This is a genomic window from Niallia sp. FSL W8-1348 (assembly GCF_038006745.1).
GTDB classification, from domain to species: Bacteria; Bacillota; Bacilli; order Bacillales; family Cytobacillaceae; genus Niallia; species Niallia alba.
Map to the genome: position 1 here is coordinate 245,437 of NZ_JBBOVV010000002.1, position 17,561 is coordinate 262,997.

General features: G+C 34.8%; 13 protein-coding genes, 2 pseudogenes and 1 riboswitch. Of the genes and pseudogenes, 12 read left to right on the plus strand and 3 right to left on the minus strand.

Annotation, left to right across the window (positions count from 1 at the left end; genetic code table 11):
- Nucleotides 1-339: 339 nt before the first annotated feature.
- Nucleotides 340-1,788 carry an alpha-amylase gene (locus NST60_RS19620; protein WP_254415245.1) on the plus strand — a complete coding sequence of 483 codons (1,449 nt, stop codon included), beginning with the start codon at nucleotides 340-342 and terminating at the stop codon, nucleotides 1,786-1,788.
- A gap of 208 nt (nucleotides 1,789-1,996) precedes the next feature.
- On the opposite strand, the pseudogene NST60_RS19625 reads toward NST60_RS19620, so the two are convergent.
- A pseudogene (locus tag NST60_RS19625) lies at nucleotides 1,997-2,637 on the minus strand (LysE family transporter).
- Nucleotides 2,638-2,876: 239 nt separating this feature from the next.
- Between NST60_RS19625 and NST60_RS19630 the strand changes: the two are divergent.
- The 3 genes and pseudogenes from NST60_RS19630 (at nucleotide 2,877) to NST60_RS19640 (ending at nucleotide 5,948) form a co-directional block, all read left to right on the plus strand.
- On the plus strand, nucleotides 2,877-3,056 hold the full coding sequence (locus tag NST60_RS19630) for a hypothetical protein (RefSeq protein ID WP_169188607.1): 180 nt from the start codon (nucleotides 2,877-2,879) through the stop codon (nucleotides 3,054-3,056).
- Between the two features lie 167 nt (nucleotides 3,057-3,223).
- Nucleotides 3,224-3,967, plus strand: coding sequence for a type I methionyl aminopeptidase (map, locus tag NST60_RS19635; protein WP_224428201.1), 744 nt, complete (start codon nucleotides 3,224-3,226; stop codon nucleotides 3,965-3,967).
- A gap of 242 nt (nucleotides 3,968-4,209) precedes the next feature.
- Nucleotides 4,210-4,388: riboswitch (Lysine riboswitch) on the plus strand.
- A gap of 154 nt (nucleotides 4,389-4,542) precedes the next feature.
- Nucleotides 4,543-5,948 (plus strand): annotated as a pseudogene (locus tag NST60_RS19640) (amino acid permease).
- Between the two features lie 181 nt (nucleotides 5,949-6,129).
- Here NST60_RS19640 and NST60_RS19645 read toward each other — a convergent pair.
- The gene (locus NST60_RS19645; RefSeq protein WP_101731145.1) at nucleotides 6,130-6,633 is read right to left on the minus strand and encodes a hypothetical protein; all 504 of its coding nucleotides are present in this window, start codon (nucleotides 6,631-6,633) and stop codon (nucleotides 6,130-6,132) included.
- A gap of 201 nt (nucleotides 6,634-6,834) precedes the next feature.
- On the opposite strand from NST60_RS19645, the gene NST60_RS19650 reads away from it, so the two are divergent.
- From NST60_RS19650 to NST60_RS19675, 6 genes are all read left to right on the plus strand, one after another.
- On the plus strand, nucleotides 6,835-7,167 hold the full coding sequence (locus NST60_RS19650; RefSeq protein WP_101731144.1) for a PadR family transcriptional regulator: 333 nt from the start codon (nucleotides 6,835-6,837) through the stop codon (nucleotides 7,165-7,167).
- Nucleotides 7,168-7,923 (plus strand): DUF1129 family protein, encoded by a 756-nt coding sequence (locus tag NST60_RS19655; protein ID WP_169188611.1) that lies wholly within the window; start codon nucleotides 7,168-7,170, stop codon nucleotides 7,921-7,923. It begins immediately after the preceding gene.
- A gap of 120 nt (nucleotides 7,924-8,043) precedes the next feature.
- Complete coding sequence (locus NST60_RS19660) at nucleotides 8,044-8,457, plus strand: GNAT family N-acetyltransferase (RefSeq protein WP_169188612.1); 414 nt, start codon at nucleotides 8,044-8,046, stop codon at nucleotides 8,455-8,457.
- 102 nt (nucleotides 8,458-8,559) lie between these two features.
- Nucleotides 8,560-10,125, plus strand: coding sequence for a catalase (locus NST60_RS19665; protein WP_169188613.1), 1,566 nt, complete (start codon nucleotides 8,560-8,562; stop codon nucleotides 10,123-10,125).
- Between the two features lie 570 nt (nucleotides 10,126-10,695).
- Nucleotides 10,696-12,573: a molecular chaperone HtpG gene (htpG, locus tag NST60_RS19670; RefSeq protein WP_101731393.1), complete on the plus strand. Its 1,878-nt coding sequence runs from the start codon at nucleotides 10,696-10,698 to the stop codon at nucleotides 12,571-12,573.
- Nucleotides 12,574-12,710: 137 nt separating this feature from the next.
- Nucleotides 12,711-13,436: an MBL fold metallo-hydrolase gene (locus NST60_RS19675; RefSeq protein WP_016203709.1), complete on the plus strand. Its 726-nt coding sequence runs from the start codon at nucleotides 12,711-12,713 to the stop codon at nucleotides 13,434-13,436.
- 309 nt (nucleotides 13,437-13,745) lie between these two features.
- Here the strand turns inward: NST60_RS19675 and NST60_RS19680 are convergent, their stop codons facing one another.
- On the minus strand, nucleotides 13,746-14,369 hold the full coding sequence (locus NST60_RS19680; RefSeq protein WP_101731140.1) for a LysE family translocator: 624 nt from the start codon (nucleotides 14,367-14,369) through the stop codon (nucleotides 13,746-13,748).
- Between the two features lie 244 nt (nucleotides 14,370-14,613).
- Between NST60_RS19680 and NST60_RS19685 the strand changes: the two genes are divergently transcribed.
- Both NST60_RS19685 and NST60_RS19690 read left to right on the plus strand, forming a co-directional pair.
- Nucleotides 14,614-15,951, plus strand: coding sequence for an ISLre2 family transposase (locus tag NST60_RS19685; RefSeq protein WP_169188335.1), 1,338 nt, complete (start codon nucleotides 14,614-14,616; stop codon nucleotides 15,949-15,951).
- A gap of 317 nt (nucleotides 15,952-16,268) precedes the next feature.
- Nucleotides 16,269-17,537 (plus strand): sensor domain-containing protein, encoded by a 1,269-nt coding sequence (locus NST60_RS19690; RefSeq protein ID WP_016203707.1) that lies wholly within the window; start codon nucleotides 16,269-16,271, stop codon nucleotides 17,535-17,537.
- Nucleotides 17,538-17,561: the final 24 nt, after the last annotated feature.

Consider the following 17,561-nt stretch of genomic DNA (forward strand, 5'->3'; position numbering starts at 1 on the left):
ACTATTAACGGATAGTATGGTCCAACTGCGAGCTGCGGAAAGTCAAGGAATCTAGGTGGAGGTCTTACTGCATGTAAAGATCCGAGAAGTAAAACTAACCATCATTGAGGATGAGAATCACAATGATGGTTAGTTTTCTTTATGTTTTTTCATTTAGACTGCTTACTTACTAAAAATTATATGAAAACAACAATCGATTATTATTATCGACTAATCGCCCCATACAATTTCTTAAGTACGCTTGAAAAGAGAGAATAGTGGGTAGTATTACTTCATACAAAGCTTATCCATCATTATGTGAGAAAAGCTACAAATTATTTGGAGTAGGAGACAAGATAAATGGAGAACAAAACATTGATGCAATATTTTGAATGGCATTTAGATGCAGATGGACAACATTGGAATCGTTTGAAAGAGCAAGCAGGAGAATTGAAAGAAGCGGGAATTGATTCCGTTTGGATTCCACCTGTTACGAAAGGGGCTTCCAAAGACGACAATGGTTATGGTGTTTATGATGTTTATGATTTAGGAGAGTTCGATCAAAAGGGAGCCGTTCGGACAAAGTATGGAACAAAAAAGGAATTATTAGAAGCAATAAAAGCATGTCATAATGTTGGAATACAAGTATATGTCGACGTAGTTATGAATCATAAGGCTGCTGCAGATGAAAAAGAAACATTTAAAGCGATTGAAGTAAATCCTGAAAACAGAGAAGAAGAAATTTCTGAGCCGCATGATATAGAAGCATGGACGAAATTTACTTTCCCTGGAAGAGGAGAAACGTATTCACCATTCAAGTGGAATTTTCAATATTTTAACGGTACAGATTATGATAACAAAGAAAAAAAAGCAGGGGTCTTTAGAATTATCGGTGACAATAAGATGTGGAATACAAATGTAGATGATGAATTTGGAAATTACGATTATTTAATGTTTGCCAATATTGATTATAATAATGAACTTGTACAAAATGAGATGATTACATGGGGAAAATGGCTTTATGAAACAGTGAAATGTGATGGTTATCGATTAGATGCAATCAAACATATTAACCACGAATTCATTAAAAAATTCGCCACTTCCTTACTAAAAGAAAAAGAAGATTTTTATTTTGTAGGAGAATTTTGGAAAGCAGAAATCAATGAATGCCAGGAATTTTTGGAACAAATGGATTATAAAATTGATTTGTTTGATGTTCCACTACATTATAAATTGCATACTGCTTCTATTGTAGGAAGCGACTACGATCTTTCTACCATTTTTGATGGTACATTAGTAAAGGAAAATCCGCTTAACTGTGTTACATTTGTTGATAATCATGATACACAGCCAGGCGAAGCGTTAGAATCTTGGGTAGGTGATTGGTTTAAGCAAATAGCCTATAGTCTTATTTTACTTCGAAAAGATGGCTATCCGACAATTTTCTATGGAGATTATTTTGGAATTAGCGGAGAGCATTCAATTGAAGGAAAAAAAGCTGCAATAGATCCCTTATTATATGTACGCAAGAAAAAAGCCTACGGCCCACAAGACGATTATTTTGATAATGCTCATGTAATTGGATGGGTTCGCCATGGTGAAACAAAAATAGAAAGATCCGGTTGTGCAGTCGTCATTTCCAATAAAGATGAAAGTAGTAAAAAAATGTTTGTTGGTGAAGCTCGAAGTGGGGAAGAGTGGATTGATTTTACGAATACACGAAAAGAGCGCGTAAAAATTGGTGAAGATGGTTATGGTGACTTTCCTGTAAATGCTAAGAGTGTGTCTGTTTGGGGATTAGCTGATTAGAATCAAGGGGGGACTTAGTCTGCAATAGGTAATATAACTAAGACCCCTTTTTTACTAGGTTGTTTTTTAATCAAAAAAATGAATAAGGTGGAAAAATAGAGCAGCCGGAATACACATAGACTCCACGGGAATTAGCGCGAGTCCCACAGAAAGCGAAGCGTATTTCGGCTGCAAGTATAGCAACAAACTTTACGAAAACAACCCTTTATTAAGAAGAAAAGAATAATTTCATAATTCCCTGATAGCCAAAATACAAGCCAAATAAAACTAACGAAACACCAGAAATAATCGAAATTCCTCTCAATGTTGCGAGTGTAATAAGCCCCTGAAACCATTTGTTAAGGCTGCTACAATTAAATCCCATAAAGTAAGCCCAAGAAAAATCATGCTACTATAAATCAACAAGGAACTAGTCCCATTTTCTTGAGCAGTTTTAGCTAGAACAGATCCATATATTCCTAGCCAAAATAAAATAGATAGCGGGCTAGTTATAAACATTACGAACCCGGTTAAAAAGCATTTAAATAAAGAATCTTTTCCCCTAAGCGAATCAAGCTTGAGGTTTTGAGCACCAATTACACTCTCCATTCCAGTATAAATTAAAATAAATCCACCAAAAAGCCATAGGAATATTTGAACGATATCTATTTCAAGGAAATGAACCATTCTCATATAAACCATTCCCATAAATAGCCCATCAGCAAGCATAGACCCAAAGCCAACAATCCAAGCATGCCAAAAACCATTTTTAATTCCTTTATCAATTCTCGCAGAATTTACTGGACCAATCGGCGCAGATAATGTAAACGCTAATATTATATAAATAAGCAGTATTGTTATACTGAACATCCACCTCCCCCACATCCTTTCTTGTACATGCTATGTAGAAGGGATAAATGATATGTGGATTAATTCAAATAGTTATAAGACTTTCTTACCTCTATTGGAAGAAGATGCTTTACTAAAGAAAAAGGAGACAGATAGATCAAGATATTATCAAAACAAACGTACCAAGTAATAGTAGGGAAATAAATGCATATTTTAACTCTTCCTTCTCCATAATAAAGAGGATAAAAGGAGGGTTCAAAATGGCCAAGAAAAATAAAAAATCAGACCCACAACAAAAGAATAAAAAAGGATTTGATTCTGCTGTGCTAAATGAAGAATTTGCTCATGAAATGGGTAGCGCAGCAACAAATAAAATTCATAAAGACAAAGTCAAAAAAGAAAAAGCTTTGAAAAATACCGGTGAATACAAAGGGGAATGATCAAAAAAATACGAGTAGGTTAGCTACTCGTATTTTTTTCTGCCCTTCTCAACTTGATGTCTGAATAGTTGTTATCTCGGTTTATTCCTTTTACTTAGTACTCAATTTAGCATATAATAGTATACGCGAATAAGAATCGAGAACTGATCTATACAAGGAGAATTTAAATGATAGTAAAGAGCGAACAAGACATTAACGGTTTAAAAGAAATTGGAAAAGTCGTAAGCATTATCAGAGAGGAATTAATAAAAAAAACAATACCAGGAGTAACGACGAAAGAATTAGACGATTTAGCAGGCAAGCTATTTGCTGAACACGGTGCAGTTTCTGCTCCTCAAGATATGTACGATTTCCCAGGTTATACTTGCATATCTGTAAATGATGAGGTTGCTCATGGTATACCAGGAGATCGCATCATTCAAGAAGGGGATTTAGTCAATATTGATGTATCTGCAAGTAAAAATGGTTATTTTGCAGACACAGGAAAATCATTTGTTGTTGGAAATGGTGATCCTAAACTCATAAAGCTTTGCGAAGTTGCACAAGAAGCTTTCGAAGAAGGACTTAAGTGTTTTAAACCAGGAGCAAAAAAGAATCGAATCGGAAAATTTGTCTACAACACAGCTAAGAAGAACGGGTTTACAGTAATCAAAAATCTGACTGGTCATGGAATTGGAACATCCCTTCACGAAAAGCCAGATCATATTCTTAATTATTTCGATTCATGGGATACGGAATTACTTCGTGAGGGAATGGTTATCGCTTTTGAACCATTTATATCAACAGGTTCTGAAGAAGTGTATGAGAAAAATGATGGATGGACATTCTCTACTAAAGAAAAAAGCTTTGTTGCCCAATATGAGCATACTGTCATTATTACCAAAGATAAACCGATTATTACAACTTTATAAGTTTACACAAAACCAGCTCTGTTCAAAAAAACAGAGCTGGTTTTGTTTCGAAGAACTATAATTTGGGAAAAAATAATAGGTAAATAACTATTTATAGAAAGCTTGTTCTAAAATGTATAAGTTTAGATTCAATAATTTTGAATTTAACAATAGTTCTCTCTATTTATATATCCATTGACAATCATAAGTATATCTCGTAACCTAGTACATATAATTTCATAACAAAAATCCTTATCAGCTCAAGATGAGGTAGAGGTCGCGATTTTTATAAGTAATAAAAGGGAGAGCCAGAGAGCTTATTGATTGTTTTTGAAAGGAAAAATCGCCGAAGCACTATTATTCTCTGATAATAGTAGCTGGGACTGCATACGAATAGGTGCAGGACTGTCATAGGATCTTACTATGATGAACTATCCTTTTTATCTGATGGTGTTTTCTAACTTCACACCATTTTAGAGGTGTGTTTTTTTATGCCTTGGAAATAATAAAAATACATTTTATTGTATTTAGATATAAGGCTTCAAAGTAAATCTCCTATGTCAAACATGAGCAAATACATCATAAAGGAGACAACAATGAGTACGAAAGGGAAATTAGGATTAGGGGTATTAATATCCTTAGTCGTTGGAAATATGGTTGGATCAGGAATCTTTATGCTTCCTCGTTCATTAGCAGAAGTAGCAAGTCCAGCTGGGGTAATCCTTGCTTGGCTATTAACAGGTTTCGGTGTGTTAGTTACCGCATTAGTATTTGGTAATTTGGCGATTCGCAAGCCAAATTTAACCGGCGGTCCACAAATTTATGCAAAAGAGCTATTTAAACCAGGATCAAAGAAATCGACTTTAGCTGGTTTTATGTCTACATGGGGCTACTGGATCGGAAACCTTGCTGGTAATATCGCTATTATTACTACTTTTGCCGGCTATTTATCAACCTTTTTCCCCGTTTTAACAAGTGAAGCAGTTTTACTAGATGTTGGTTCTTTCACATTATATGTAGGAAATGCGTTAACCTTCCTTGTGTGTACAATCTTATTGTGGGGAACTCATTTCATCATCTTAAACGGATTAGAAAATGCCGGCAGATTGAACATATTGGCTACTTCTGCCAAAGTAATTGGATTTATGTTATTTATTATCATTGCTTTATTCGCTTTTGAGAAAAGTAACATCCTTCCGTTTGTGGAACCGAAAATAAATGCAGCTGGAAACTCTGTTGGACTATTTGGACAAATTAACAGTGCAGCAATTACAACTTTATGGGCATTTATCGGTGTGGAGTCTGCCGTTGTATTTGCTTCGAGAGCAAAAAAACAATCAGATGTGAAAAAAGCAACGATTTTTGGTTTGTTAATTGCTTTAGCGATTTACATTGGAATCAGCACACTTGTAATGGGAATTCTGTCACAAGATCAGTTAATTGCTTCTCAAAAACCTTTAATTGATGCGATTGAAGCTGTATTAGGACCAATTGCTGGTAAAGTACTTGCAGCGATCGGCTTAATTAGTTATTTGGGTCGACAATTGGTTGGATTATGTTAAGCGCAGAAGTACCTTATGCAGCCGCAAAACAAGGTATATTCATTCCTGCCTTCTTAAAAGAAAATAAAAAGGGAATACCAACATTCTCTTTAATTGTTACCAATCTTTTAGGACAATTATTTATTTTCTCCACTATTTCAAGAAGTATTTCGCAGGCATTTGATTTTGTTATTTATATTGCAACACTAAGTTATCTTGTTCCTTATTTAATCTCGTCTTTCTTCCAATTAAAATTGGTTATCTCTGGTGAAACATATGACTCTCTAAAAGCGAGAAGAGTAGACTTTGTTATTGGATTGATTGCATCCATTTATTCTATTTGGGTGATTATTGCAGGAACTGCTGATATTAAGACGTTTAGTTTCGGGGTATTATTACTATTAAGCGGAATTCTTTTCTATAACAAAGTAAATAGAGGTAAAGAAAAAAAGTCCTTTTAAAAGAAACCTTCCATTAATCAGGGATTACTTCATCTCCGACTGATGGTTAGTTGTACTTTTCGAACCTTTACAAGATAGTATAAGTGGGTTAAATAATACAAATTAAAAAGTGGACAAATATATCCCGATAAAGTAAACGGTTATAGTTTACTTTACCGGGATTTTTTTGAAATGGATTATGCTATAGTGATTCATTCACCGTACTATCATCCCATTCCACCTCATGCTCTTTTGCAAGTTTTTCTAATTCATTAATGTACTGACGAATCAATTTGCGTGCTTCCTCAAGCATGGAATTCGCTTCTTCTACAAGAGCGATATCCTGTGTTTCTAGCGCTGTAAGTATTTTTACAAAGGCATTATACTGTATATCAGCGCCCTCTATATATATTTCATGTATTTCTCTTAATTCCTCTGTTTCCACTTTTACCCGATTCAATTCTTTAATAAATTCATTATAATTCGGGATTACAGTAGTTTGGATTGTATCATACATCGTCCAGTCATCCGAATAATGAATTCCAGAAACGGAATCATACGCGGATACCGCTTTAACCTCTAATTCAAAGGCCGTTTTCATATCTTCATTGATATATTGAACTAAATCTTCTTTCACTGGATCTGCTGAACAAGCTGTAAACAGAAGCAGAAAGGGAATGAAGAAAATATTAATAACTTTTTTCACTACTTCACCTCCTTCTCCTTACTGTATGAAGGAGTGGAAGTCCACTATGAAACCTAAATGAAAAGGATAAGCCTAATTTTAAAAATCTATCTTGCATCGCAAAATACTATATGCTAATATTAAAGAAATCAAACTATCTTGTATTGCAAAATACTAACTATGTTGTATAACCATATAGTTAGAAAGAAAGGATACTTTCCGATGTCAAAAAGTCAAATGTTAAAGGGAGTTTTGGAAGGATGCTTGCTCGCGATTATTTCCAAAGGGGAGATTTATGGCTATGAAATGATTGAAAAATTAGAGGCTTATGGATTTACGATGATCAGTGAAGGAAGTATCTATCCAGTCCTATTACGGATGAAAAAAGAAGAGCTTGTGACAGTTGAAACAAAAGCATCTCCATCTGGTCCAAAGCGTAAGTATTATTCTCTTACCGATAAAGGGGAAGAAGTTTTAGCTGAATTTGCTGACACTTGGACAGAGCTTGCAACAAGTGTGCATTGTTTATTAAAAGAGATAAAGGAGGAGAAATAAATGAAACTATCGAGAGAAGCAGCAGCATTTATTGACAACCTACATCTATATTTACTTTCTTCTGGTAAGAAAGATAAAGAAATTAACGAGATTGTCGAAGAATTAACCGATCATTTACGAGAAGCAGAAGCAAATGGGAAGAATATCCATGAGGTAACAGGAGAATCCCCAAAAGAATATATGGAGAGCTTAGCTAGCGAAATGCAGACAGATCTCAAGGAATGGGGGAAACTTTTACCGCATGTATTCATTTGTTTAATTGCATACACGCTTATCGGAAAAATTATCCTAGGTGAAAATCAAATTTCCTTATTTGTTGGTATCGGTTCAATATTTATCTGTTTATTCATGCTTGGTTTGTATGTTGTCGTTTTTCGATTTATTTCTTCAAGAAGTGTATCCAACAAAAAGACATTCGGCTTGTTGTTTCTTATACAAATATTATTGACAGGGCTATTTTTTGGATTGACGTTTTATGGAAATAATTATGGACCCATTTTTATGATGGATACTTTAGCCAAACAAACCATTTTCTTTATTATACCATTTGCTTATATATGCTGGTTTGCATGGTGGAGTAAAACATGGATTATATTTTTCCCAGTGATTATATACCTTCCAATAGTCATAGTAGAACCTCTTTCTTTTTCTAAAGAAACAAAGTCCATTATATCTTCTGCTACTTTGATAGCAATCATGTTAGGATATTTTATTTGGATAATTTGGAAAGGGAAACAGGAGAAAAAGACAACCTAATATACCATTAAGCATATCTAGAAAAAGATATGCTTTTTTCGAAAAAATGATTGAATATTAATTCATAATAATGTATAAATATTATTATGAAGATACGGATATAAAGGGGAAAATATTATCATGGATTATCTAATTACGGAAGAACTACCATCATTCTCTCAATTTGCCCGATTACATGAGGACAGCGGCTTATTAAAAAATAAAAAAGGTAATTATACACGTGAACAATTATATGAAGCAGCTAAGAATAGCTGGTATTCTATCTCCATCTATAATGATCAAAAGCTAATCGCTTTTGGTCGGATGATTTCTGATGGTGTATATCAATCATTAATTTGTGATGTCATGGTTCACCCAGACGAACAAGGAAACGGACTAGGAAAACAAGTTATTGAGAAACTAATTTATAAATGTAAAGAATCAGGTATCCAATCAATCCAATTATTTTCTGCTAAAGGTAAGCATCCTTTTTATAAAAAATTAGGCTTTGCAGAAAGAGAACATGATGCACCTGGTATGTCTCTGCTTCTTTAAGAACCACATGATAAAAATGTGGTTCTTTATTATTTACTATGCATACCCATTCTTTAATCTGGAAAAACTAGTGAAGTACATAAAAAGGAGGTATGCAAGTTAATGAAAGATGAGCAAAGGCACAATCAACACCAAGAAGATGAATTAACGAATCGCCAAGGCCACCCTGTTACAAACAACCAGAATGTTAGGACAGTTGGAAGCCGCGGGCCAACTACACTGGAAAATTATGATTTTCTCGAAAAAATAAGTCATTTTGACAGAGAAAAAATTCCGGAAAGAATCGTTCATGCGCGAGGCGCTGGGGCGCATGGCTATTTTGAAAGCTATGGTACTGTTGGAGATGAGCCAATTTCCAAGTACACTCGGGCTAAACTTTTTCAAGAAAAAGGGAAGAAAACGCCTTTATTTGTCCGTTTTTCTACAGTGGTACATGGATTACATTCTCCTGAAACTTTAAGAGATCCTCGAGGATTTGCCATTAAGTTTTACACGGAAGATGGAAATTGGGATTTAGTTGGCAATAACCTTAAGATATTCTTTATTCGTGATCCTTTAAAATTCCCTGATATGGTCCATTCTTTTCGACCAGATCCTGTCACAAACCTTTCGGATCCAGAAAGAATGTTTGATTTTCTGTCTCAATCTCCTGAATCAATGCATATGATTACTTTTTTATTCTCCCCATGGGGTATCCCTGCAAGCTATCGCCATATGCAAGGTTCTGGTGTGCATGCTTATAAATGGGTAAATGAAGAAGGAAAAGCTGTATTGGTAAAATATCATTGGGAGCCGAAACAAGGAATAAAAAATTTAACCCAAAAAGAAGCGGATAAAATCCAAGCGATGAATTATAGCCATGCCACGCAAGATTTATATGAAGCTATTGAAAATGGCGATTACCCTGAATGGGAATTATTCGTACAAATCATGGAGGATGACGAGCATCCTGAGCTGGATTATGATCCACTTGATCCAACAAAATTATGGTATAAAGAAGATTCCCCTTGGCTACCTGTAGGTAAAATGGTTCTCAATAAAAATCCAGAAAACTATTTTGTGGAAGTAGAGCAGTCCGCATTCGGTACAGGTGTTCTTGTTGATGGATTAGACTTCTCAGATGATAAACTATTACAAGGGAGAACCTTTTCTTACTCTGATACACAAAGATACCGCGTTGGCTCCAATTATTTACAATTACCAATTAACCGACCAAAGAAACATGTTGCAACAAATCAAGAAGGGGGTCAAATGGACTTCCGAACTGAATTTGGCAAACACCAAAACCCACATATAAATTATGAACCGTCAACGATTGGTGGATTAAAAGAAGCGAAAAACCCTGGTAAAGAACATGAGCCTTATGTCGAAGGGAAATTACAGCGAGAATCAATTTCTCGCGAAAATAACTTTGGCCAAGCTGGAGAAACATACCGAAGATTTACTGATTTTGAAAGAGAGGAACTGATTTCCAATCTTTCCAATGCTTTAGCAAACTGCCGAAAAGAAATTCAAGAGATTATGATTGAAAACTGTACAAAATGTGATCCGGATTACGGAAAAAGAATCGCAGAAGGCATTAAAAAAGTATTGAAATCCAATCAAGATAAAATGGAGAAAGCAGTAGGTGAAGCAGAAAGCATGTCTCATCCTTCTGATCCATATTGATTTTCTTTTAAAATAGGCTACCCAAGGTTGGGTGGTCTTTTTTATGAATGTAGTGGTGAGGCTTTGTCTGATATCCAAGTTGTGTTGGCTGATATATCGGAATTTTGGCTGATATCCAAGTTGTGTTGGCTGATATATCGGAATTTTGGCTGATATCCAAGCAGTGTTGGCTGATATATCGAAATTTTGGCTGATATCCAAGCAGTATTGGCTGATATATCGGAATTTTGGCTGATATCCAAGCTATTTTGGCTGATATATCAAAATTTTGGCTGATATCCAAGCAGTATTGGCTGATATATCGGAATTTTGGCTGATATCCAAGCTATTTTGGCTGATATACCGGAATAAAACCCTACTACTACTCGTAAATCACCACTTTTATCCCATTCTAAGCACTCATCCAGCTTAAAATCTAATCTTAAAACTCTACCACACAATTTCTACAACTAATATCCTAATTATTGACATGGTAGATAAAATATGATATTTAATTAATATATTAGCACTCAAGACTCTTAAGTGCTAATATTATTACATAGTAATCAAACAGAAAGGGTGCGGAAAATGATCGAAACAAAAGAATTTAAAGCGGAATCGAAACGATTATTAGAAATGATGATTAACTCTATTTATTCTCAAAAAGAAGTTTTCCTACGAGAATTGATTTCTAATGCGAGTGATGCGATTGACAAGATTTATTATAAAGCCTTAACAGATGACACTATTAATTTTGAAAAAGATAATTATTTTATTAAAATTAAAGCAGATAAAGAAAATCGTACATTAACTATTTCTGATACTGGTATTGGGATGACGAAGGAAGAGTTAGAAACGAACTTAGGTACGATTGCGAAGAGTGGTTCCTTATCCTTTAAAATGGAAAATGAAGCAAAAGATGGACATGACATTATTGGTCAATTCGGTGTTGGCTTCTATGCTGCATTTATGGTAGCAGATGAAGTAACAGTGATTACAAAATCATTAAATAGCGATACTTCCTATAAATGGTTCTCTAAAGGCGCGGATGGATATACAATTGAAGAAACAGATAAAGACACAATTGGTACAGATATCATCCTTAAAATGAAAGATAATACAGAAGACGATCAGTATGATGAATTTCTTGAGGAATATCGTTTAAAAACAATTATTAAAAAATACTCTGATTTTATTCGTTATCCAATTAAAATGGATGTGACTTCTAGCAAATTAAAAGAGGGCACAGAAAATGAATATGAGGAAATCATAGAAGAACAAATCATCAACAGTATGGTTCCAATTTGGAGAAAGAATAAGAGCGAATTAACAGAAGAAGACTACCAAAATTTCTATGAAGAAAAACGCTATGGCTATGATAAACCATTAAAGCATATTCATGTTAGTGTAGATGGGGCTATTCGTTATAACGCGATTTTATATATTCCGGAAAAAACACCGTTCGATTATTATTCGAAAGAGTACGAAAAGGGACTAGAGCTCTATTCAAATGGTGTCTTAATTATGGAAAAATGCGGTGACTTGCTACCAGATTACTTTAGCTTTGTGAAAGGTATGGTCGATTCTGAAGATTTATCGCTTAATATTTCTAGAGAAATGCTGCAGCAAGATCGCCAGTTAAAACGTATTGAAAAGAACTTAACAAAGAAAATCAAAAGTCAACTCCTTAGCCTTCTGAAGGATGAAAGGGAAAAATACGAATCCTTCTATCAATCATTCGGAAGACAAATCAAATTCGGTGTCTATAATGATTTTGGAATGAATAAAGAGATGCTTCAGGATTTACTATTATTCTATTCATCTAAAGAAAAAAAATTAGTATCGTTAGATGAATATGTAGAAAGAATGCCAGAAGATCAAAAATTCATTTATTATGCAACTGGTGATTCTATCGATCGTATAGAGAAGCTTCCACAAACAGAATTAGTAGCAGATAAAGGCTATGAAATTCTGTATTTAACTGATGACATTGATGAATTTGCAATTAAAATGATTGCTACTTATAAAGAGAAAGAGTTTAAATCTGTATCTAGCGGTGATTTAGGTCTTGACCAAGAAGAAGAAAAAGAGGAAAAAGAAGTAACGGAAGAAAATAAAGCATTATTCGATTATATGAAGGACATTCTTTCCGATAAAGTAAAAAACGTAAAAGTTTCCACACGCTTAAAATCACATCCTGTTTGCTTAACAGCTGAAGGGGAAGTTTCGATTGAAATGGAAAAGGTCCTAAGCATGATGCCAGATAATCAAAACATTAAAGCAGATAAAGTCTTAGAAATTAACAAAAACCATGAAATTTTCCAATCATTAAAAGATGCGTTTGAAAATGATAAAGATAAAGTAACGCTCTACACAAATCTTCTCTATAACCAAGCATTGTTAATTGAAGGGTTATCGATTGAAGATCCAGTTGAATTCACCAATAATATGTGTAAACTGATGAAATAACAAAATCAAAGCCGCTCTATTCACAGAGCGGCTTTTCCAATTCAAAAACATCTTCTTTCTTATTTAATTAATGTTTTACTATTTAAAACGAAACCGCTATACTTATAAAAAAACAATCAGAGATGGGGAACAATACTATGGCAGAATTAAAAGGAATAGAGACTTTGACGATTGAAAAAGATTCCTTTGTCATTCACCCAACCCTTATATGGGATGAAAAACAAACATTGTTAATCGATACTGGAATGCCAGGTTATATGGAAGAAATAAATCTTGTCATGGATAAAGCAAATAAATCTTTGGAAGATTTAACTGGAATTTTGATAACACACCAAGATATTAATCATATTGGAAGCCTGCCAGAAATATTAACTGCCTGTACGCAACACTTAACAATCTATGCACATAAAGAAGAAATTCCATATATAGAGGGTGATTTACCATTATTAAAAACAAATCCTGCTAAATTCACTGAAGAACAATGGGAGGAATTATCAGATTTCTTAAAATTCACTTATCTCCATCCCCCAAAAGCACAGGTTACTGTTTCATTAGAAGATGCTCAAACCTTAGATATTAATGGCGGGATAGAAATTATTCATACTCCGGGCCATACCCCAGGTCATATTAGTTTATTTCATAAAAAATCAGGTACTTTAATTGCTGGGGATACCTTACTTGCTACAAATGGGCATCTTCAGCCTCCTAATCCGGTAAGTACGCCAGATATGGAACTTGCGATTCAATCAATAGAAAAATTTTTAGCGTATCCTATTAAACAAGTAGTATGCTATCATGGCGGTATTGTTACTGAAAATGTAATGGAACAATTACAAAGTCTAGTAAAAACAAAAGCTAGCTAACTAAGATGGGCAATTGGAGGTTTTTCCTCAACCTATTATAAATAAGTTGAGGAAATTCTTTTTTAAATGGCTGTTTTCGTAAAGTTTGTTGCGATTACCCGCAGCCGGAATTCACTTCGCTTTCCATGGGACTAAGCTTGAGCCTGCTCAGTATCATCACTCCGGGGTCTCAGACTGTCTCGCTAATCCCCGTGGTGTCTTCGTGTATTCCTGCTGCTCCAATTTTCCTATTAATTCTTTTTTCCTATTGAAAAAACAACAATCCTTTAGAAAACAGCCCTTTAAATATAATCATTTTAGCAAAATATATTATAAAAAGAATTGAATTCCCCGCATTCCAAAATAACCGCCAAAAAGCACCAAAATTAGGCCTGAAATTCTGCTCACAAAAGTAATTAATTGTTCAGAGACAACATTTCGGAAAAAACTAGCTAAAATGGATACCGTTAGATCCCAAATGGCTACACCAAATAACATACAGCCAGTATAGAGAAGAACAGTGCTTGTACTAAAATTATGTATGGTTGAAGCTAAGATAGAACCGTATATACCTAACCAAAAAATTATAGATAAAGGATTCATGATACTCATAAGCAAACCGGTGATAAATGAGCGAAACATAGAATTATTATCTTTACTACTTCGCGAGATTGTATTCGTTTTTGTCATGACGCCTTCGATTCCAGTGTAAATGAGGACAAATGCACCAAATAGCCATAAAAATGTTTGAACGATTGGGATATTTGCTAATTTTGCAACTCCAAAGTATACAAGAATAATAAAGAATACATCACCCAACAGAGATCCTAGCGAGAGAATCCAAGCATGGCGAAACCCATATCTAAGTCCTCTATTTATAACAGCAGCATTTACAGGACCAATAGGCGCTGCTAGTGACAAACCTAAGGCAATATAATACAAAATACTATCCATCAAAGAGCCCCCTAATATAACGTCTATATTAAAGGTATTCAGAAGGGGAAGCATGTACCGTATGAGTAAAATGTTTGTGGGAGAATAAATATCCTTTTTGTCTAGTTGGGGGACGAGTCCCCCAACTAGACAAAAAGGCCACCAAGCGAAAGCGCGGTAGCTGGAAAAAATTAAGTATTAAAAAAGAGAGCTTCCTTTTGTAAAGTAGAGTTTGACTAGAAAACTACGAAAAGGAGAGGCTCTCATGAATCAATGTAACATAAAAATGCCATCATTAAAAGAATTGGAAAAAACTTTATTTCGAACACTACAAATGACGTTTCAAGAAATCCTTATTCAAACGTTAGAAAATTGGGATCAAGAGATTGCCAAGCAACGAGACAAAAGAAGATTTGCTTTACGTGATAAACGAGAAATACGATTAGATACAGCGTTTGGAGCTGTGGAGCTGAAGCGTAATTATTATTTTGATCGTGTGACTAAAAAATATATTTGTCTATTAGATCACTATTTACAGTTTCAGGGGAATAAGGGATTTAGTCCGCTACTAGAAGAATGGGGGTTAGAACTAGCGACGAATGGCTCCTCCTATCGAAAGGCGGTGGAAACGTTCGAACAATTTTTAGGCTATTCGGCGATGAGCCACGAAGCATTACGGCAACATCTTCTTCAAACAAGCGTACTTCCCGCTAAGGAAAAACGCCCTTTTCAAAAGGTATTGTTTGTCGAAGTAGATGGATTATATGTGAAGAGTCAAGAAAAGAAAAAGCGTGGATGGGAGTTGAAATTCGCCGCTGTACACGAGGGATGGAAAGAAAACGGAAAGCGAATCAGGCTCCGAAATAAAAGGCATTTTCTTTATGAAGGAAAAGAACCCTTTTGGGAAGCCTTTGAAACGTTCTTACAGAATCATTATGCGTATGATCCTACCCAAACCTTGCTTATTATTAATGGTGATGGAGCAGGCTGGATAACGGCATGTCGGGAGTATTTTCGGGAACGCGCCTTTTTCACCATGGACCGTTTTCATGTCGCTCGTTCGATGAAGCAACTAATGAAGAGCCATCCTCGATACCGCTACATGAAAAGAGCGTTAAGAAACTACCAGGTAGAAACATTACTTCTAGAGTTGAATAGCGCAGTAGGAACAATGGATACACCAGAAAAAGAAGAAAAACTAGAGCATTTCCTTGCCTTTTTAACGCATCATCAGGAAACCATAAAAGATTACCGTAGTTGGTTACAGGAAAAAGGTGTGGACACGACAGCGTATCGTCCAATGGGAAGTGCAGAGGCGATGATGAATCAATTAGCCAAACGATTAAAGAATGGAAGAGCATGGAGCAAAAAAGGGGTCATGAGCATGGCGCGCTTGTGGATTGGATTGAAGGATGACCTATCCATCCAAACGATATATGGGAAATGGGAAAAAGCCACGGAAAAATCAAAGAAAGAGCATCGAGCGAAAAGAAAAATACCCACAAAATTAGTAACAGAAACCGTGCGTCAGAACATGCCATACTTAAATCAAGCGATTGGAAAACCCGTTCACTTTGCCTTACAGGGATTAAAAGGTTTTTAAAAAATGAGAGAATCAACAGTTGGAAGAACAAAACCAATTGGAAAGCGGATACAAACTTAGAGGTTTTACTTTATAAAAAAGGGAGCTAAAAAAACTCCCACAAAAACTTGACTCAATCGCATGTACCACATATTTAGCAAACTTTTTTAAATATCGGTTATAATGTCATATGAAAGCAAAATTAAATAGCACACATTTCTCTTGATTTCAAAGCAATCTTTTAATAATAGACTAATAATGATATAATAGTTAAATAATAGAAAATACAGAAAATACCCATTTGCCTATATAATTATTCTTTAGTAGGAGACTTAACTATGAATGGTAGGAAAGATAATGATATGCCATCTCTTGATTTTTTTCAGATGCTAGTAGAGCAGGTTAGTGACTGGATTTGGCAAATAAATGAACATTGGGAATTTACGTATTCCAATTCGATAGTAGAAGAAACATTAGGGTATTCAGCTAATGAACTACTTGGAAAATCAGTGTTTTTATTTATTAAAACCGATGAAGTCGAAACTTTAAAAGCAATTATTTCAACTGCTAAGGAGAAGAATAGCAGCTTACATAATCTTGATTTTACGATGATTCATCGGGATGGTTATGACGTATTTATTGAGGCCAATGCAAAGCCCGTACTAAATGAGAAGAACAAAACAATCGGATATAGAGGTATAAACCGTGACATTACCTTATGGAAGAAGAATCAAGTGCGTCAACAACAATTGCTAGATATCATTGAAGCTTCTCCTGATTTTATTGCAACAGCTGATAGCAATGGAAATACGACCTATTTAAATCCCTCAGCTAGAAACTTTCTAGGTATTCCAGAGGGAGTTGAAAATCTTCAATCTGTTAATGCACAACTATGGACGAATAAGTTTGTAGAACATAATGAAAATGAACTTTCTAAAGAGAAAAGTATATGGAAGGGAGAAAATACCCTTTTTAACTCATTTGGAAAACAAATACCTGTATCCCAAACAATCGTAAGTCATAAAGCAAGCCATCAAAATGTTCATTTCCTCTCAACTATCGCAAGAGATATTTCAGAAAGAAAGGCTTATGAAACAATTATAAAGCGGCAAGCATTATATGATTCCTTGACAGAGCTACCTAATCGACGTTATTTATATAAAACCCTTTCTAATTTATTGGAGGACAGAGACGAGATACATACATTTGCCTTGCTATTCATCGATATTGATGATTTCAAACAAATTAATGATACACTTGGACACAAATATGGGGATCGAGCTCTAAAGCTAATCGCTTCAAGAATGAAAGGTTCAGTAAGAGAACAAGATTTCCTTTGTCGTTTAGGAGGAGACGAATTTATTCTTCTAATAGAAGGCATGAACACAGAACAAGAGTTAGAAAATTACGCTCAAAGGCTAGTGGCTATTTTCAGTCACCCGCTTAGAATGGATAATAAACTTTATTCGATTACATGCAGTATCGGAATTAGCATCTATCCAAATCATGGAAAAGATGTAGAAACATTAATGCAAAATGCTGATAAGATTATGTATCATATGAAGAAAACGGGAAAAAACGGTTTTCAAATTACACATACAAATTAAAAAAGATTCATAGGCATTTGCCTA